This is a genomic window from Rathayibacter sp. AY1F9 (genome assembly GCF_002932155.1).
In the GTDB taxonomy this organism is placed as follows: domain Bacteria; phylum Actinomycetota; class Actinomycetes; order Actinomycetales; family Microbacteriaceae; genus Rathayibacter.
The window spans coordinates 1-17488 of sequence record NZ_PSVA01000005.1; the positions used below are offsets into that span (position 1 = coordinate 1).

The following is a 17488-nucleotide window of genomic DNA, read 5'->3' on the forward strand; positions in this document are numbered from 1 at the left end:
CTCCCCCATGGGCGATCCGGTGCTGATGCTCGACGACGTCTTCGCCGAGCTGGACGCGCGCCGGCGCTGGGGACGCGGGCTCCGAGGAGGAGGCCGCGGCGGAGGAGACGACACCAGGAGAAGGGGAGTCGGACGAGACCGGATCGGGAGAAGAGGAGCGGGAGGACTCGGGACCGGGAGGAGGGGAGTCGGAGGACACCGGATCGGACGAGGCGGAGTCGGGTGCGGTCGGCTCCGGCACGGCGATCGGCGCGGCGGCGGCGCCCGTGCCGACGATCCGGCCGGCCTCGATCCGCACGGTGTGCGCGGCCAGCGCCTCCGGGACGTCGTCGAAGACGGCCGCGGTGATCAGGACCTGCTCGTAGTCGGCGACCACCGAGGCGAGCCGCTCGCGCCGGCGCGCGTCCAGCTCGGCGAAGACGTCGTCGAGCATCAGCACCGGATCGCCCATGGGGGAGTCGCGCCGGAGCAGCTCCGCAGCGCCCAGCTTCAGCGCCAGGGCGAACGACCAGCTCTCGCCGTGGCTGGCGTAGCCCTTGGCCGGCAGCGCGTTCAGCTCGAACTGCACGTCGTCGCGGTGCGGGCCGACGAGGGAGACGCCCCGGTCGAGCTCGCGGCGGCGCACCCCGGCCAGGGCGGACGCGAACGCCTCCGCCAGTCCCTCGCCCGCCGCCGGTGACGCGGCGCCCGGCTGCTCCACGGGCTCGCCGTCGTCGTCGACCGCGCCCTCGATGCTCAGGCGGGAGCGGAGCACCGGACGCTGGTCGGCACCGGCGACCGCCTCGTACGCGGCGCGCACGGGTCCGCTCAGCTCCTCCACCAGGGTGAGGCGCGACTGCATGATCTCGGTCCCGAGCGCGATCAGGCGCTCGTCCCAGATGTCGAGGGTGCCGAGCTTCGACGGGTCGCGGACGCCGCTCGCGCGCGCCGACTTGAGCAGCGAGTTGCGCTGGCGCAGCACCCGCTCGTAGTCGGCCTGGACGGCGCTCATCCGCGGGGAGCGGAGGATCACCAGCTGGTCGAGGAAGCGGCGGCGGGCCGACGGGTCGCCGCGGATGAGGAGGAGGTCCTCCGGGGCGAAGAGGACGCTGGAGAAGAAGCGGGGGAGCTCGCGCGGCTTGATCCCGCCGCGGTTGATCTGCGCGCGGTTGGGGGAGGAGCGGTTGATCTGCACCTCGGCCAGCAGGTCGCGCTCGCCGTTGCGGAGGCGGGCGCGCACCACGGCGCTGTCCCGGCCGGCGCGGATGAGCGCCTGGTCGCTCGACACGCGGTGCGAGCCCAGGGTGGAGAGGTAGCCGAGCGATTCGACGAGGTTCGTCTTGCCCTGGCCGTTGCGGCCGACGAAGAGGTTCGGTCCGGGCACGAGCTCGACGTCGACCGACTCGTAGTTCCGGAAGTCGCTGAGCGCCAGCTGCGTCACCTGCACGTCGCGCTCCTCTCCTCCACCCGTCGTCGCGGGCCTTCCCTGCACCCCTGCGGGCTCCTCGCCCGTCCCGATCGGCCGATCCACCCGCTCCGGCGCCTGCAGTCCGCTCTCCCCCTGCCGGCCTGGCCTGCGCCCCCGGTCTCGACACACCCCTTCGGGCTACTCGACCGGCACGGCGGCGGAACCGTCCGGGACGCGGATCCCGATACGCCCCTCCGGGGCCACTACTCGCTCACCATGATCGGCCGAGCCCCGTCCCCGCCCGTGAAGGCGGCCGCAGGCTCGCCGCCCGACGTCGGTAGCAAGGTGGAGGCGGCCGGAGGCCCGCCGCCCCCGTGAGAGCATCCCTGCCTCACGGGGGCGGCGGGCCGCAGTCCGCCGTCCGTCACCGGCCCTGCGGAACGCGCCCCCCTCCGGAAGCCGACCGCCGTGAGGACTGCCGGAGGCAGTCCTCACCAGCCGACTCAGTCGACGGCCTTGACGGAGTGCCCGCCGAACTGGTTGCGGAGCGCTGCGACGGCCTTCATCGCGGGGGAGTCCTCCTGGCGGGAGACGAAGCGGGCGAAGATCGAGGCGCTGATCGTGGGCACCGGGACGGCGTTGTTGATGGCCTCCTCGATGGTCCAGCGGCCCTCGCCCGAGTCCTGCACGTAGCCCTCGATGTTCTTGAAGTCCGGGTCCTGCTCGAGGGCGCGGACGAGGAGCTCGAGCAGCCAGGAGCGCACGACCGTGCCGCGCTGCCAGGCCTTGAAGGTGCCGGTGACGTCCTTGATGATGTCGCTGCGGGTCTCGAGCAGCTCGTAGCCCTCGGCGAACGCCTGCATCAGGGCGTACTCGATGCCGTTGTGGACCATCTTCGCGTAGTGGCCGGCGCCGACCTCGCCGACGTGGACGAAGCCCTCCTCGCGGGGGCCCTCGGGGCGCAGCGCGTCGAAGACGGGCATGGCGTACTCGACGAGCTCCTTCGGGCCGCCGACCATCAGGCCGTAGCCGTTCTGGAGTCCCCAGACGCCGCCGGAGACGCCCGCGTCGATGTAGTGGATGCCCTTGGGCTTCAGCAGCGCGTCGTGCTTGAAGTCCTCGGTGAAGCGGGAGTTGCCGCCGTCGATGACGAGGTCGCCCTCGCTGAGCTTCTCCGACAGGTCCTTGACGACCGCGTCGGTGATCTCGCCGGCCGGCACCATCACCCAGACGATGCGGGGCGAGGGGAGTGCGGCGATCATCTCGTCGAGAGAGGCCGCGTCCGAGACGTCGGGATTGCGGTCGTAGCCGGTGACCTCGAGCCCCTTGGAGCGGAGGCGGGAGCGCATGTTGTCGCCCATCTTGCCGAGGCCGACGAGTCCGATGTGCATGGTGAACCTTCCTGGATTCGTTGTCCGGCGGGCGGGCGCTCGTCGGGAGCGGGGCGGTCGCGGCTCTGCGATCCGGGGAGTGGTCAGCGCAGCAGCAGGTTGGGCTGGAGCAGGTAGCGGTAGCTGTCGCTGCCGGGCTGCTCCCGCGAGGTCTGCGCGGTGATCAGGACGGGGCCGGGCTTGTTGGGGTTCTCGGTCTTCGTGAACGCGATGCGCACGAACTCCGAGTGGACGGCGGCGAGGCCGTCGAGCAGGAACTGCGGCTTGAGCGAGACGACCACGTCGTCGCCGGTCACGATCGCGTCGATGCTCTCGGACGCCTGCGCCTGCTCGGAGCCGATGGCCTCGAGGGTGAGGCCGTCGCTGCTGAAGCTGAAGCGGAGGGCCGCCTCGCGCTCGAGCACGAGCGAGACGCGGCGGGTGGCCTCGATGAGGTCGCTGGTCGACATGACCGCGTAGTTCTCGACGGAGGCGGGGAAGAGGCGCTTCACGGGCGGGAAGTTGCCCTTGATCAGCAGCGAGGTGACGGTCTTGCGGTCCGCGGTGAAGGCGATCAGCTCGCGCTCGTCGCGGTTGGTGATCGCGACGGAGACGGTGCCGGAGTGGCCGAAGGTCTTGCCGACCTCCTGCAGCGTGCGCGCGGGCACGAGGGCGGTGAGCGGCTGGGTGGGCGCGGGGTTGTCCCCGTTGTCCCAGTCGATCTCGCGGACGGCCACGCGGTAGCGATCCGTCGCGACGAGGCCGATCGTGTTCTCGGTGATCTCGAGCTGCACGCCGGTGATGACGGGGGTCACGTCGTCGCGGGAGGCGGCGACCGCCACCTGCGAGACGGCGGCCGCGAAGGCGTCGGCCGGGACGAGGCCGGTGGAGGCGTCGATCTCGGGGATGCTCGGGTACTCCTCCACGGGCATCTGCAGGAGCGTGAAGTGCGCCGAGCCGGCCGAGACCGAGACGCGCGACTCCTCCGTGGCGATGCGCACGGGAGCGTTGGGGAGGCGGTTCGCGATGTCGGCGAGCAGACGGCCCGAGACGAGCACGGTCCCCGTCTCCTCCACGTCGGCCGCGATCTGCGTCTGCGCGGACACCTCGTAGTCGAAGGAGGACAGCGTCAGACCCTCGGAGGTCGCCTCGATGAGGACTCCGGAGAGGATCGGCAGGGTCGTGCGCTGCGGAAGCAGCTTGACCGCGAAGGACACCGCCTCGCTGAAGACATCGCGGTTGGCTTGGAACCTCACGAGTACACCCCTGACGAGTCGCGGACGAAGACCGTCGCCCATCGTACCCGCCGGGCTCGACGAGCTCGGAAGGGGGTGGACCGCCGAGCACTCCCGAGCCGCTGTGGAGAGGTTGCCGGTCGAGGCTTCATTAAAGAGAGAACTGCGTTAACAGTGTTAACACGTGTGGAAACTGTGGAAAACGCTTCGGACCCCTACTCCTGGGTGGGATCGGAGGGACCCGCCCCTGTGGAGGGAGTGTGAGCGGGCCCGTGGACGCCCTGTGGAGGGATCCGAGCCGACCGGTCGCCCTCCACAGGCGGGCTCTCCCGGCGCACAGTCCCGAGGCGGTTGTCCACAGTTATCCACAGGTTCCTCACACTGTGGAAATCGGCCCTCCGAGGCGCGCGAGGCGGCGTGTCCAAGGCCCGCGCGGAAGGTCCGAGGAGTCCGTCGACGACTTCTCCGGTCACGACGGAGACCGTCGAGGGCAGCTGCCGCCGTCCGAGCGGCCCGGAAGACAGTGCGCGCTCCCTCTCCCCCCGTTGCCCTCCGGGCCAACGCACGGCGGATCGACACCGTCCGATCGCACGCCGGCCGCTCAGCCGCTCACCCGGACCCCTTGAGCACGTGCGGTTCATGCTGGTCGAGTAGCCCCAGCGAGCCGTATCGAGACCCCCGCCAGCGCCTTCGCCCGATCTCGACGCGCGCCGACACCGACGCCCTGCTGCTCGCGCCGCGATCCCCGTCGCCTCCCCTCACACGAAGAGAGGGGAGCGACTACCCGACCACCGCGCACGGACGCCGATGGACCCCCGGACACGTCACCCGGGACAGGTGGTCCCGGGGACCGCACGACTACCGGCTAGCGGTTCGTCTTGATGCGGGTGGTCAGCTCGGTGACCTGGTTGTAGATGCTGCGGCGCTCCTTCATGAGCTCCGAGATCTTCTTGTTCGCGTACATGACCGTGGTGTGGTCGCGGTTGCCGAACAGCTGGCCGATCTTGGGCAGCGAGAGGTTCGTCAGCTCGCGGCACAGGTACATGGCGATCTGGCGCGCGGTGGCGACGGCCTGCGAGCGCGACGAGCCGTAGAGGTCGTCGACCGTGAGCTTGAAGTAGTCCGCGGTGTGGTTGATGATGTCGACCGGCGAGATGACGTTGTCCTCGTCGAGCGTGATCAGGTCCTTCAGCACGGTCTGCACGAGCGACATGTCGACCGGCGTGCGGTTCAGGCTCGCGAACGCGGTGACGCGGATGAGCGTCCCCTCGAGCTCGCGGATGTTGCTCGACACCTTCGACGCCATGAACTCGAGGATGTCGTCGGGCACGAGCAGCTTCTCGCTGACCGCCTTCTTGCGGAGGATCGCGATGCGGGTCTCGAGGTCGGGAGCCTGCACATCGGTGATGAGGCCCCACTCGAAGCGCGAGCGCATCCGGTCCTCGAAGCCGGTCAGGGCCTTCGGCGGCAGATCGGACGTGATCACGACCTGCTTGTTGTGGTCGTGCAGCTGGTTGAAGGTGTGGAAGAACGCCTCCTGCGTCTCCGCCTTCCCCTGCAGGAACTGGATGTCGTCGATCAGGAGGATGTCGACGTTGCGGTAGCGGCCGTGGAAGGCGTTGCCCCGGTTGTTCGCGATCGAGTTGATGAAGTCGTTCGTGAACTCCTCGCTCGAGACGTACCGCACGCGGATCCCCGGGTAGAGGCTCATCGCGTAGTGGCCGATGGCGTGGAGGAGGTGCGTCTTGCCGAGCCCGGAGTCGCCGTAGACGAAGAGCGGGTTGTAGGCCTTGGCGGGAGCCTCGGCGACGGCGACGGCCGCGGCGTGCGCGAACCGGTTGGAGCCTCCGATGACGAAGTTGTCGAAGCTGTACTTCGGGTTCAGCCGGGTGTCGGTCGCCGGCACGGTCCGCAGCTCCTCGACCCCGCGGGTCGGCGCGACCGTCGCCGAGGAGGCGGTGATCGGCTCGAACGGGTTCATCGACTCCTGCGACGACGGGGAGCTGAGGGGCTCGTGCTCGATGTCGGGGTTCACCACGAAGGCGAACGTCGTGACGCCGAAGGAGTCGTCGAGTGTCCCGATCGCGCTGAGCAGGGGCACGCGCACGCGCTGCTCGAGCATCCCGCGGGTGAACTCGTTCGGGACCTCCAGGTAGAAGGTGCCCGCCATGATGCCCTTGGGCTCCACGAGCGAGACGAACCCGTAGAGGGGAGCGGTGATCCGCTCGTCCTGGGACAGTGCGCCGAGGATCACGTTCCACGCGTCGACCATCGACGTGTCGTCTGCCATCTGTCTCCGGTCCTGGGTGCTGTCGCTGTGAAGTCGCTGCGGGATCGCCGTCTCCGCCGGACCCGTCACCGCCCGCTGCAGGGGCGTCGCGGACCGGGCGCGGAGCCGGGTCTCGAGTGCCGCTTTCTCCACAGGGTTGTCCACCGGCCTCGAGCGATGCCTGTGCGGGCGCGGGAGGACGCGGATCCCACCTGTGGATAACTGCGGCTCAACACCGTAACGAACGGAGCCGACGGGAGACAAATCCACCACAGCGACACCCGCGTGTCAATGCGCGGAACCCCGTGTCGCGTGTGCATGATCGAGGTTTCGCGCCGTCCACATTTGACCGGTGGCGGAACAGGCCGTAGTTTAAATCAGTTGACGCCTGCCCGGGGTCGTCCGTGCGGCCCTCGCAGGCCGAGCGGATTCCGCAGCCGGGCACCCCTTCTTCCCGGAGGATCCGAGTCTCCGCCCGAGCGGGTGGTGCCGGTTCGCGCCGCGGAACACGTACGTGGAGATCTGATTATGAGCAAGCGAACCTTCCAGCCGAACAACCGTCGTCGCGCCAAGGTGCACGGCTTCCGTCTGCGCATGCGCACCCGTGCCGGCCGCGGCATCCTCAGCGCGCGCCGCGCCAAGGGGCGCACCGAGCTCTCCGCCTAGCAGCGAGCGGTACCGACCAGCGGTGCTGGCCAGAGCCAATCGCATCGTCCACGGAGGCGAGTACCGGACAGTCGTCCGTCGCGGTGTGCGGTCCACAGGACCGCACACCGTCACGTATGTCCGCCGGTCCTCCGCGGGCGATCCGGCGCGGTTCGGGTTCATCGTCGCCAAGACGGTCGGCACCGCGGTGACGCGCAACACCGTCCGCCGCCGGCTCAAGGCCGTGGCGTTCGAGCTCGTCCCCGAGATCGACCCCGGCACCCAGGTCGTCGTCCGCGCGCTGCCCGGCAGCGCCGACGCCCCCTGGTCGGAGCTGCGCTCCGAGGTGTGGTCCGCGATGGCGCGAGCCGCGCGGAAGAGCGGGGCGTCCTCGTGACCGCCGTGCTCCCCCGCCGCGAGGCCCCGTTCGCCCGGCTCGGGTGGGCGATCCTCCTGCTGCCGCGGAACATCGGCGTCCTGCTCCTGATCGTCTACCGGGTGGTCGTGTCCCCTCTCTACGGGGACGTCTGCCGTTACTACCCCTCGTGCTCCGCGTACGCGCTCCAGGCGGTCCAGCTCCACGGGCTCGTCCTCGGCTCCGTCCTCGCGGCCCGCCGTCTGCTCCGCTGCCACCCGTGGGCGGCCGGCGGCATCGACGACGTCCCGACCTCGATCCCCCTGCACCGACCGGCTTCCGGCCGGACCCGCTTCGCCGTGACGCGAGCCGGGTTCGTCGTGGGCCCTCGAAAGGACTGACCCCACTCCATGGACCTCCTCGGCACGATCCTCTGGCCCCTCAAGTGGGTGGTCGAGCTGCTCCTCGTCGCCTTCCACCAGCTGCTGACCTTCACCGGCATGGAGGCGGCCGCGGGAATCACCTGGGTCCTCTCGATCGTCGGCCTGGTCATCGTCATCCGCGCCGCGCTCATCCCGATCTTCGTCAAGCAGATCAAGAGCCAGCGCCGGATGCTCGAGGTCGCACCCCAGCTCAAGAAGATCCAGGACAAGTACAAGGGCAAGCGCGACCAGCTGTCCCGTGAGGCGATGTCCCGCGAGACCATGGAGCTCTACAAGAAGACGGGCACCAACCCGCTCGCCTCCTGCCTGCCCCTGCTGATCCAGATGCCGATCTTCTTCAGCCTGTTCTCGGTGCTGAACGCGGCGCAGCACAGCCAGAAGGGCGTGGGCCCGCTCGACGAGACGCTCGCCCGCCAGTTCGGCGAGGCGAACCTCTTCGGCGTCGCACCGCTGCACCAGTCGATCCAGGGCGCACTCGCCGAGGGCGGCCAGGAGCCGGTCATCATCATCGCGGTGATCATGGTCGTCCTGATGACCGCGTCGCAGTTCATCACGCAGCTGCAGATCGTCTCGAAGAACATGTCGCCCGAGGCGAAGGCCTCGCCGACGTTCAAGCAGCAGCGGATCCTGCTCTACATCCTCCCCCTCGTCTTCGCCTTCTCGGGCTTCGCCTTCCCCCTCGGCGTGATGTTCTACTGGCTGACCTCGAACATCTGGACGATGATCCAGCAGTTCATCGTCATCCGGAACATGCCGACCCCGGGCAGCGAGGCCGCCAAGGCCCGCGAGGAGCGCCTGCGCCGCAAGGGCAAGCTGGTCGAGGAGACCACGGCCGCCGGCGACGTCACCCTCGTCGAGAAGAAGGCCGTGCAGCGCACGCAGCCCGTGAGCAAGAACCGCTCCAAGAAGCAAGCCGGAAAGAAGTAGAGCCGCCATGACCGATCCGATGCAGACCATCACCGACGACGCGTCCGCACCCGCGGACGTGGACGCGTCCGCCGTCGACGAGGCGCCCGAGTCCACGCTCTCGCAGCTCGAGGACGAGGGCGACGTCGCCGCCGACTACATCGAGGAGTTCCTCGACATCTGCGACCTCGACGGCGACATCGACATCGAGGTCCGCAACGGCCGCGCCTACCTCTCGGTCACCGCCTCCGGAGACACGAACCTCCGGGTGCTCTCCCGCCCCGACGCCGTCCAGGCACTGCAGGAGCTGACGCGCCTGGCGGTCCAGACGAAGACCGGCGCGTTCTCCCGCCTCATCCTCGACATCGGCGGCTCCCGCGACGCCCGCGAGGCGGAGCTCGCCCAGCTGGTCGACCGCGCGATCGAGCGGATCGAGGACGGCGCCACGTCGGCCTCGCTCCCGCCCATGTCGTCGTACGAGCGCAAGCTGGTCCACGACATGGTGGGCGAGCGCGGCTTCGTGTCGGAGTCGCGCGGCGAGGCGCGCGAGCGCCACACCGTCATCACCCGCGGCTGAGCGGCGTGGAGTCGACCCTCGAGGCCGAGCCCTCAGCCGCTGCGGCGATCGCCGGCGACCGCCTGCCCCTCCTGCGGCTCTTCACAGAGGCTCTCGCCGACCAGGGTGAGGAGCGCGGCCTGATCGGGCCCCTGGAGCTCCCCCGGCTCTGGACGCGGCACGTCCTCAACAGCGCCCTGGTGGCCCCTCTCCTGCGTCCGGGACTGGTGGGTGATGTCGGCAGTGGCGCGGGCCTTCCCGGGCTCGTCCTGGCCATCGTGCGGCCCGACGTCCGCTTCGTGCTCATCGAGCCGATGGAGCGTCGCGTCGTCTGGCTTCAGGAGCAGGTGGACGGACTCGGACTCGAGAATGTCTCAGTTCTTCGCGCCCGTGCTGAAGAGGCGGAGCTCGCGGAGCCTCTCGACCAGGTGACCGCTCGGGCGGTCAGCGCTCTCTCGAAGCTGATCCCGCTGACCGCGCCGTTGCTGCGGCCTGGAGGCGAGCTGGTCCTGCTGAAGGGCATCAATGCCGAGAAGGAGATCGAGGCTGCGGCCAAGCAGATCCGTCGCTTCCGACTCTCCCCGCCCAGGGTCGTCGTGCTCGGCGACGGCGTGCTCTCCGAGGTGACGAGGGTCGTCCGGGCTACAGTGGGTTGATCGCCACGACGCCGCAGTGAGCCCCCGACTCCTCGTCCGTCGACTCCTCGGTGCTGCTGTCCGTCCCACTCGCTGAGCGAAGGTTTCACGTGAAACAACCCGATTCCGCCGGTCTGACCGGAGGCTTCGACTCCTCGACTCCCCTGGCCCGGGAGATCGCGGACATGACCCGTCGGCGCGCACTGTTGAACGCCCAGCCGCTGCCCAAGCCCGAGTCGACGCGCGTCATCACGATCTCGAACCAGAAGGGCGGCGTCGGCAAGACGACGACGACCGTCAACCTCGCCGCCGGGCTCGCCCGCGGTGAGGCGAAGGTGCTCGTCATCGACCTCGATCCGCAGGGTAACGCGTCGACGGCCCTGGGCATCGAGCACCGCGCCGAGACGGCCAGCGTGTACGACGTGATCGTCAACGACACTCCCCTCGCGGACGTCGTGCAGAAGAGCCCGGAGTTCGCCTCGCTCTACGGTGTGCCGGCGACCATCCACCTGGCCGGCGCCGAGATCGAGCTGGTCTCGCTCGTCGCACGCGAGCAGCGTCTTCGCCGTGCGCTCGACCGCATGCTTGACACCATGGACGAGCCGTTCGACTACGTCTTCATCGACTGCCCGCCGTCGCTCGGTCTGCTGACCATCAACGCGTTCGTCGCCGCTCGCGAGGTGCTCATCCCGATCCAGTGCGAGTACTACGCGCTCGAGGGGCTCAGCCAGCTGCTCAAGAACATCGACTTGATCGAGCGGCACCTCAATCCGAACCTCGGTGTCTCGACGATCCTCCTGACGATGTACGACGGCCGCACGAACCTCTCCCAGCAGGTGGCAGCGGATGTCCGAGAGCACTTCCCGAAGGAGGTGCTGCGTGCGGTGATCCCGCGCAACGTGAGGATCTCGGAGGCGCCGAGCTACGGACAGAGCGTGATCAGCTACGACCCGCAGTCGTCCGGTTCGCTGGCGTATCTGGAGGCGGCCGCCGAGATCGCACGACGCGGAGCCCGGAAGACACCCGAGACGGCACACGAAGGAGAGGCACGCTGATGGCGACCAAGCGCACGGGACTCGGCCGGGGGATCGGCTCGCTCATCCCGACCAGCGACGAGTCGCGCTCCCGGCCCGTCGACGTCTTCTTCCCTGATCAGGTCGGCGATTCGGCCCGTGCCGAGGAGCTCCTCGAGGTCCCCGGAGCGCGCTTGGCGCGACTCCCCCTCGCCGACATCACCCCCAACACGGCGCAGCCGCGGTCGGTGTTCGACGAGGACGACCTCGCGGAACTCGTCCACAGCATCCGCGAGTTCGGAGTGCTGCAGCCGATCGTCGTCCGGCCCGTGACGGCTCGCGGCGGAGCGAAGTACGAGCTCGTCATGGGTGAGCGCCGGTTCCGCGCCTCGAAGGCCGCGGGACTGACCACCATCCCCGCGGTGGTCAAGGACACGGCCGACGAGAACATGCTCCGCGACGCGCTGCTCGAGAATCTGCACCGCGCCGACCTCAACCCGCTCGAGGAGGCGTCCGCCTACCAGCAGCTCCTCAGCGACTTCGGGATCACCCAGGAGGCCCTGGCCACGCGGCTCGGACGGTCTCGGCCGCAGATCTCGAACACGCTCCGTCTCCTGCGCCTCCCGGCCGATGTGCAGGCCCGCGTCGCTGCCGGCGTCCTGACCGCAGGACACGCGCGTGCGGTTCTGTCCCTCGACGACGTCGAGATGATGCGCCGCCTGGCCGACAAGATCGTCAACGAGGACCTGTCCGTCCGCGCCGCCGAGGCCGCCGCGGCGCAGATGAAGGCGCCGCGGTCGACCACGCGTCCCGTGGTGGAGGAGCAGGGCGGGCACTCCGGACACCTCTCGTCGATCGCGGATCACCTCGGCGACCGGTTGAACACGCGCGTCAAGGTCACCCTGGGCGCACGTAAGGGCCAGATGGTCATCGACTTCGCCACCATCCAGGACTTGAACCGCATCCTCGCCGAGATCGGGGAGCCGACCGAGGTGTCGCTCGCTCCGTAGAGGGCCGGCCTAGCGGCCGCTACTGATCAACCGAGGGGTGGCGAGGGCGCGCTCTCGCTGTGGTCTTGGCAGTAATGGCCGATGAGGCGGTATCTGCTCCCCTCGTCGGCATCACGATCACAGAGATCAGCACGCTTGAGGTGACCGACGAGCTGCCGTGCGAGCTCGGCACTCTCGGTCGTCTCCATTTCTCTGATTGATAAGCCCTTATGACCGGTCCAGCCTGATGAGGTGGCCCCAGGATCTGCGAGGCCCTGCTGACTCCGGGCCTGGTCGCGAATACGGCCGGTACTGATGATCGTCGGGGATCTGGGCATCGATCTCTGGATTGAGTAGCCCACGATGCGCCTAGATTGCGGTCGATTAGGCGTCGAGTGGCATATCTAGGATTGGCGGAGTTCAGACTTCGTCGGTCTCCGTAGTTCTAGTCGCGTTCAGTGGCTCGCTGGCGGGCTCTGGACTGGCACTTGGACTGGTCGCATTCGGTGCGGCCCTCCCCTGCCAGGGGCGACGCCCTCATCGCCGATAGTTGGCGGAAGCAATGTTTCACGTGAAACAGCCGTCCATCCGCCGCTGAGATGAGGACTCCCTTAGCCGACCGCGCATCCCATGTCCCTTGGGAGGAGCGCCTCCTGGGCCTCCAGGCATTGGCTGGCGGGCGGGCAACTAAGACGAAATGCAGTACCCTCCATTTTCGCGGATCGACGCCGATGTGATGAGTGGGTTCGCCGATGTCTTACGGAGGACCCGGCCGGTGGTCGCCCCCAGAGAGCACTGAAAGACTCAACGGAAGGGCCGTTTCACGTGAAACGGTGTCCTCTAGGGCGGCCTGGCCATTGAAGACCCACGAACTCGTCGGGTCAATCAGGAGGGCCTCTTGGCTTGACTCGCTCCACAGGGCGCAACTTTTCCGATTGAAGTTGCTCAACGGCCGCGGAAGCGTTTCACGTGAAACGCCCCTGCCGAGAACCTTGGACGCACGTGCGGATCATCGTGGGACGGACTTCGACCGCAGTGTTCGAAAGAGATCGCTCGCCTGACCAACGAGATTCAGGCACCACCCCCCGAGGCGGAGTTGAGGTCGGAGAACCAAGCGAGAGGGGTCCCTTCCGGCCGTGGGTCTCGATATGTCGCGGTGTGGCTACTCGACGAGCATGGCGACGGGTGCTGGCGTCGATCAGCGTCGATAGAACGAGTTGTTTCCCAGAGATAGCGCGGGTGGCGATTGTGGTGAGCCTCGATTCGACGCACTACTGCTCTTCGCCGGTATGCCTGCTCATATGAGGAAGCGATTGGCGTGGATATCTTGCCCCAGGCAATGCCTCACCTGGTACCCACCGAGGGTGTCCGGGTCTCGATACTCAGCAATGCGGTTCCTCGACCAGCATGACGACGAGGACCAGGTGCCGATGGAAGCCATGGGCCAGGTCGATTCCTGGTGGGTTCAGCGCGAGGAGGGGGTCTGACCACGCGGATCTACGGACACTCGACCGGCGCGGCGATGGATGTCTGGCGTTGTGGGAGTCGAGACGCGGCCTCGGGTTCTTCCCCCGAGTCGGCACTACTGGTCTGCTGATGAAGACCAATACACGTTGTCGGGCGGCTACTTGACCCATGTCATAGCAGAAGCGGGCGATCGCGGGTCTCGATATGCCGCGATCCGACTACTCGTCTAGCATGGTTTCGCGCGCTTGTTCAAAACGTCGCAGCCTCGCTATCAGGAGCGGACGCGCAGCGTATTGTTTCACGTGAAACGGTATGGAGTCAGGAGGCTGCGAGCTTCGCGAGGGTGGAGTAGACGTCGCCGAGGTAGCGGCCGGACGCCTCGATAGCCTGGGGAACGAGCGAGGTCTCGGTCATTCCGGGAAGGACGTTCGCGTCGAAGAACCAGGGGAGTCCGGCGTCGTCGATGATGAAGTCGAGCCGCGACAGGTGGCGGAGTCCCAGCAGTTCGTGGATCGCAACGGCCACGCGGGACACCTCCTCCGTGATCTCCGGCGAGATCCGTGCCGGTGTGTAGAAGTGCGTCTCCCCCGCGTTGTAGCGCGCCTCGAAGGTGTACTGGCCGGTGACGGGTGCGATCTCGACAGGCGGGAGGGCGAAAGGACCGTCACCGAGGTCGAGAACACCGACGGAGACCTCGGTCCCCTGGATCTGCTGTTCGATGAGAACGACGTCGCCGTAGGTGTACGCCTCGACCATCGCTCGCGGGAGCTGCGACGACTCCGTCACGATGCTGACGCCCTGGGCCGAACCGCCCTGAGCGGGCTTCACCACGAGTGAGCCGGGCAGGTGCGCCTCGACCTGCTCCAGGATCCCGGTGGCTCCGAGCTCGCGGAAGGTCTCGCGGGGGAGGGTGACGGAGCGCGGGGTCGAGAAGCCCGCGCGAGCGACGAGCGTCTTCGCGGTCGGCTTGAACCAGGCCAGGCGCGCCGCGTCCGTCCGCGAGCCGACGTAGGCGAAGCCCGCCGCCTCGAGGAGCCCGAGGAGCGCACCGTCCTCACCGCTCGCCCCGTGCACCGCGGGCCAGACGACGTCGGGACGCTTCTGCAGGAGCGTCGAGAGGAGGCCGGCGTCCGGTTCGTGCAGGGAGACGCGGTGGCCCATCGCGGAGAGACGATCCGCCACGCGACGGCCCGACCGCAGGGAGACGTCGCGCTCGTGGCTGATGCCACCGCTGATGACGACGATGTCGAGTGTACGGTCGAGCACAGAGAAATCGGTCATGACCAGGGCTTTCTTATCGAAGGAGCGGTGTCAGGAGACGTTCGGCGGCAGGACGGCGTCGCGCTTGCTCGCGTCGGCGCTGCTCAGCCGGCCCGTACCCGCGAAGGTCGACAGCAGGTCGAGCTCCCCGTTGATGACCGTGGCGAGGCGGCGGATGCCGTCTCCGATGCGCTCCGGCGTCGGGTAGCAGAACGAGAGGCGGATGTTCTGACGTCCGTCCCCGTTGCCGTAGAACGCGGTGCCCGGCGTGTACGCGACGAGCTCCTTCACCGCGCGCGGCAGCATCGCCTTGGAGTCGAGCTCCGCGGGCAGCGTGACCCAGACGTAGAAGCCGCCGTTCGGGTTCGTCCAGCTGAGGCCGGGCAGATGGGTCTGCAGGCCCTTCAGCATCGCTTCCTTCCGCTCGCGGTAGACGCCGCGGAAGGTGTCGATCTGTCCGCGCCAGTCGGCCGTCTCGAGGTACTTCGAGATGACCAGCTGGCTGAAGGACGACGGACTGAGGACGGCCGCCTCGTTGGCGAGGATCAGCCGCTCGCGGATCGCGTGCGGAGCGAGAGCCCAGCCCACCCGGAAGCCGGGAGCGAGCGTCTTCGAGAACGTCCCGAGGTAGATCACCCCGTCCTCCTCCAGCGAGCGCATCGCCTTCGGCGGGACGTCCTCGAAGTAGAGGAGGCCGTACGGGTTGTCCTCGAGCACGAGGATTCCCTCGGACTTGCAGATCTCGAGGATCTCGACGCGGCGCTCCCAGCTGAGGGTCACGCCTGCGGGGTTGTGGAAGGTGGGGATCGTGTACAGGAACTTGATCGTCTTGCCGGCGGCGCGCACGCGGGCGATGTGCTCGCGGAGGCCGGCGGGGATGAGCCCGTGCTCGTCCATCGGGACGTGCTCGACCTCGGCCTGGTACGACCGGAAGATGACCATCGCCGTGACGTAGCTGGGGCCCTCGGAGAGGACGACGTCCCCCGGGTCCAGGAACAGCTTCGAAACGAGCTCCAGGGCGTGCTGAGAGCCCGTGGTGACCACGATGTCGTCCGCGCTGGCGGAAATGCCCTCGAGGGCCATGACGTCGAGGATCTGCTCGCGCAGGACGGGGACGCCCTGGCCCGACCCGTACTGCAGCGCGACGGGCCCCTGCTCCCGCATCACGGTGTCGATGGCGCCGGTCACCAGGTCCTGGGGGAGCGCGGACACGAACGGCATGCCGCCGGCGAGCGAGACCACTTCGGGGCGTGACGCGACGGCGAACAGGGCTCGGACCTCGCTGGCGGCCAGACCGGCCGTGCGCTCCGCATAGGAGTTGTACCAGGGGTCGAGGTTGGTGCCGCGGTTGGTCACGATGGTTCCGCTTCGCTCGGTGGATCAGGGTCTCTCCGGCCGGAGCCGGGTGGATCCACAGTACCGGCCGGTCCTGTGCTGCGGCGGGGCGGTCGGGCGCCACCGCAGGGATCGTGGCCTGCGCCCCAGCAGCTGTTTCACGTGAAACAGCCCGGAACAAGGAGAGCCCCCGTCACGACGTGACAGGGGCTCTCGGAGACCGCAGAGGGCGGTCAGGAGTGCGAACTCAGAGGAACGCGGCCAGGTCGGCCTCGAGGGCCGGCTTCGGCTTGGCGCCGATGACGGTCTTCACGACCTCGCCCTTCTGGTACACCTTCATCGCCGGGATCGACGTGATCTGGTACTTCGCGGCGGTCTGCGGGTTCTCGTCGACGTTCAGCTTGACGATCTCGATCTTGTCGCCGTGCTCGGCCGAGATCTGGTCGAGGATCGGTGCGACCATGCGGCAGGGGCCGCACCACTCGGCCCAGAAGTCGACCAGGACGGTCTTCTCGGAGTCGAGGACGTCGGACTGGAACGATGCGTCGGTGACGCTCTTCGCGGTGGACATGGTGTTCTCTCCTTCACGAGTCGGCGGGCTGCCGGCTCCGATGTGCGATGACCGGACGGTCAGCGGGTGATGAGCTCGGCCCGGGGTGAGCCTTCGGTGTGGGCGGTGCCATCGGCGAGCGAAGCGAGGTAGTGCTCCGCGTCGAGGGCGGCGACCGTTCCGGATGCCGCGGCGGTGACGGCCTGACGGTAGGTCGGGTCGATCACGTCGCCCGCGGCGAAGACGCCGGGAACGGAGGTCTGGGAGGAGCGGCCGACCACCGAGATGGTGCCCTCGGTGGTGAGGTCGAGCTTGCCGTGCACGACGTGCGTGCGCGGGTCGTTGCCGATCGCGATGAACAGGCCGTCGAGGTCGAGGTGGGACTCGGTGCCGTCGATCGTGTCACGCAGCTTCACGCCGTCGACGTGGTTCTCGCCGGTGATGCCGGTGACCTCGGCGTTCCAGATGAACTCGATCCTGTCGTTGTCGAAGGCGCGCTTCTGCATGACCTTCGAGGCGCGGAGCGAGTCCTTGCGGTGGATCACATAGACCTTCGCGGCGTGCTTGGTGAGGAAGGTCGCCTCCTCCATGGCGGAGTCGCCTCCGCCGACGACGGCGATGGTCTTCCCCTTGAAGAAGAAGCCGTCGCAGGTGGCGCACCACGAGACACCGTGTCCCGACAGGCGGTCCTCATCGTGGAGGCCCAGCTTGCGGTAGGCGGATCCGGTCGCGACGACGACGGTCTTCGCCTCGATGCTCTCGCCGGAGCCGAGGTGGACGGTCTTGATCTCGCCCTCGAGATCGAGGGAGGTGACGTCGTCGTAGAAGGTCTCGGCGCCGAACTTCTCGGCCTGCGCCTGCATCGAGGTCATCAGCTCGGGGCCGAGGACGCCGTCGGGGAAGCCGGGGAAGTTCTCGACGTCCGTCGTGTTCATCAGGTCGCCGCCGATCTCGACCGACGAGGCCACGACCACCGGGTGCAGCTCGGCGCGCGCCGCGTAGATGGCGGCGGTCCAGCCGGCGGGGCCGGATCCGATGATGACGATGTCGCGCACGGCAACTCCTCGGGGTCT

15 protein-coding genes and 1 pseudogene are annotated in these 17488 nt (G+C 68.4%); 8 read left to right on the forward strand and 8 right to left on the reverse strand.

Annotated elements, in window-relative coordinates:
* Positions 1–265: 265 nt before the first annotated feature.
* From recF to dnaA, 4 genes and pseudogenes are all read right to left on the reverse strand, one after another.
* Positions 266–1426 (reverse strand): annotated as a pseudogene (gene recF, locus C5C37_RS04920) (DNA replication/repair protein RecF); the annotation flags it as partial.
* A 464-nt stretch (positions 1427–1890) separates the two neighbouring features.
* Positions 1891–2778 carry a phosphogluconate dehydrogenase (NAD(+)-dependent, decarboxylating) gene (gene gnd / locus C5C37_RS04925; protein WP_104222677.1) on the reverse strand — a complete coding sequence of 296 codons (888 nt, stop codon included), beginning with the start codon at positions 2776–2778 and terminating at the stop codon, positions 1891–1893.
* Between the two features lie 83 nt (positions 2779–2861).
* Positions 2862–4013: a DNA polymerase III subunit beta gene (gene dnaN / locus C5C37_RS04930; RefSeq protein WP_104222678.1), complete on the reverse strand. Its 1152-nt coding sequence runs from the start codon at positions 4011–4013 to the stop codon at positions 2862–2864.
* An 844-nt stretch (positions 4014–4857) separates the two neighbouring features.
* A complete protein-coding gene (gene dnaA / locus C5C37_RS04935) occupies positions 4858–6282 on the reverse strand; it encodes a chromosomal replication initiator protein DnaA (protein ID WP_104225789.1) in 1425 nt (474 codons plus the stop codon).
* 507 nt (positions 6283–6789) lie between these two features.
* Between dnaA and rpmH the strand changes: the two genes are divergently transcribed.
* The 8 genes from rpmH (at position 6790) to C5C37_RS04975 (ending at position 11824) form a co-directional block, all read left to right on the forward strand.
* Positions 6790–6927 carry a 50S ribosomal protein L34 gene (rpmH, locus tag C5C37_RS04940; RefSeq protein ID WP_055784512.1) on the forward strand — a complete coding sequence of 46 codons (138 nt, stop codon included), beginning with the start codon at positions 6790–6792 and terminating at the stop codon, positions 6925–6927.
* Positions 6928–6949: 22 nt separating this feature from the next.
* Positions 6950–7303 (forward strand): ribonuclease P protein component, encoded by a 354-nt coding sequence (gene rnpA / locus C5C37_RS04945; protein ID WP_104222680.1) that lies wholly within the window; start codon positions 6950–6952, stop codon positions 7301–7303.
* 5 nt (positions 7304–7308) lie between these two features.
* Positions 7309–7662 (forward strand): membrane protein insertion efficiency factor YidD, encoded by a 354-nt coding sequence (gene yidD, locus C5C37_RS04950; protein WP_258074051.1) that lies wholly within the window; start codon positions 7309–7311, stop codon positions 7660–7662.
* 9 nt (positions 7663–7671) lie between these two features.
* The gene (gene yidC, locus C5C37_RS04955; protein ID WP_104222681.1) at positions 7672–8631 is read left to right on the forward strand and encodes a membrane protein insertase YidC; all 960 of its coding nucleotides are present in this window, start codon (positions 7672–7674) and stop codon (positions 8629–8631) included.
* Positions 8632–8638: 7 nt separating this feature from the next.
* Complete coding sequence (locus tag C5C37_RS04960) at positions 8639–9187, forward strand: R3H domain-containing nucleic acid-binding protein (protein ID WP_244229531.1); 549 nt, start codon at positions 8639–8641, stop codon at positions 9185–9187.
* A 5-nt stretch (positions 9188–9192) separates the two neighbouring features.
* Positions 9193–9822, forward strand: a complete 630-nt coding sequence (gene rsmG, locus C5C37_RS04965; RefSeq protein ID WP_104338554.1) for a 16S rRNA (guanine(527)-N(7))-methyltransferase RsmG — start codon at positions 9193–9195, stop codon at positions 9820–9822.
* Between the two features lie 89 nt (positions 9823–9911).
* Positions 9912–10856, forward strand: a complete 945-nt coding sequence (locus C5C37_RS04970) for a ParA family protein (protein ID WP_374952917.1) — start codon at positions 9912–9914, stop codon at positions 10854–10856.
* Complete coding sequence (locus C5C37_RS04975) at positions 10856–11824, forward strand: ParB/RepB/Spo0J family partition protein (RefSeq protein ID WP_104338555.1); 969 nt, start codon at positions 10856–10858, stop codon at positions 11822–11824. Before C5C37_RS04970 ends, C5C37_RS04975 begins: the two co-directional genes overlap by 1 nt.
* Positions 11825–13588: 1764 nt before the next feature.
* On the opposite strand, the gene C5C37_RS04980 is transcribed toward C5C37_RS04975, so the two are convergent.
* The 4 genes from C5C37_RS04980 to trxB form a co-directional block, all read right to left on the reverse strand.
* Positions 13589–14551 carry an ATP-grasp domain-containing protein gene (locus C5C37_RS04980; protein WP_104338556.1) on the reverse strand — a complete coding sequence of 321 codons (963 nt, stop codon included), beginning with the start codon at positions 14549–14551 and terminating at the stop codon, positions 13589–13591.
* Positions 14552–14581: 30 nt separating this feature from the next.
* Positions 14582–15886 carry a PLP-dependent aminotransferase family protein gene (locus C5C37_RS04985; RefSeq protein WP_104338557.1) on the reverse strand — a complete coding sequence of 435 codons (1305 nt, stop codon included), beginning with the start codon at positions 15884–15886 and terminating at the stop codon, positions 14582–14584.
* Between the two features lie 226 nt (positions 15887–16112).
* Complete coding sequence (trxA, locus tag C5C37_RS04990) at positions 16113–16436, reverse strand: thioredoxin (RefSeq protein WP_104222687.1); 324 nt, start codon at positions 16434–16436, stop codon at positions 16113–16115.
* 59 nt (positions 16437–16495) lie between these two features.
* Positions 16496–17470 (reverse strand): thioredoxin-disulfide reductase, encoded by a 975-nt coding sequence (gene trxB, locus C5C37_RS04995; RefSeq protein ID WP_104338558.1) that lies wholly within the window; start codon positions 17468–17470, stop codon positions 16496–16498.
* Positions 17471–17488: the final 18 nt, after the last annotated feature.

Bases quoted from the DNA above. Each gene is read 5' to 3' on its own strand.
- dnaA (WP_104225789.1), bottom strand. From the start codon at position 6,282: ATGGCAGACGACACGTCGATGGTCGACGCGTGGAACGTGATCCTCGGC.
- C5C37_RS04980 (WP_104338556.1), bottom strand. From the start codon at position 14,551: ATGACCGATTTCTCTGTGCTCGACCGTACACTCGACATCGTCGTCATC.
- gnd (WP_104222677.1), bottom strand. From the start codon at position 2,778: ATGCACATCGGACTCGTCGGCCTCGGCAAGATGGGCGACAACATGCGC.
- yidC (WP_104222681.1), top strand. From the start codon at position 7,672: ATGGACCTCCTCGGCACGATCCTCTGGCCCCTCAAGTGGGTGGTCGAG.
- rpmH (WP_055784512.1), top strand. From the start codon at position 6,790: ATGAGCAAGCGAACCTTCCAGCCGAACAACCGTCGTCGCGCCAAGGTG.
- C5C37_RS04975 (WP_104338555.1), top strand. From the start codon at position 10,856: ATGGCGACCAAGCGCACGGGACTCGGCCGGGGGATCGGCTCGCTCATC.
- trxA (WP_104222687.1), bottom strand. From the start codon at position 16,436: ATGTCCACCGCGAAGAGCGTCACCGACGCATCGTTCCAGTCCGACGTC.
- C5C37_RS04960 (WP_244229531.1), top strand. From the start codon at position 8,639: ATGACCGATCCGATGCAGACCATCACCGACGACGCGTCCGCACCCGCG.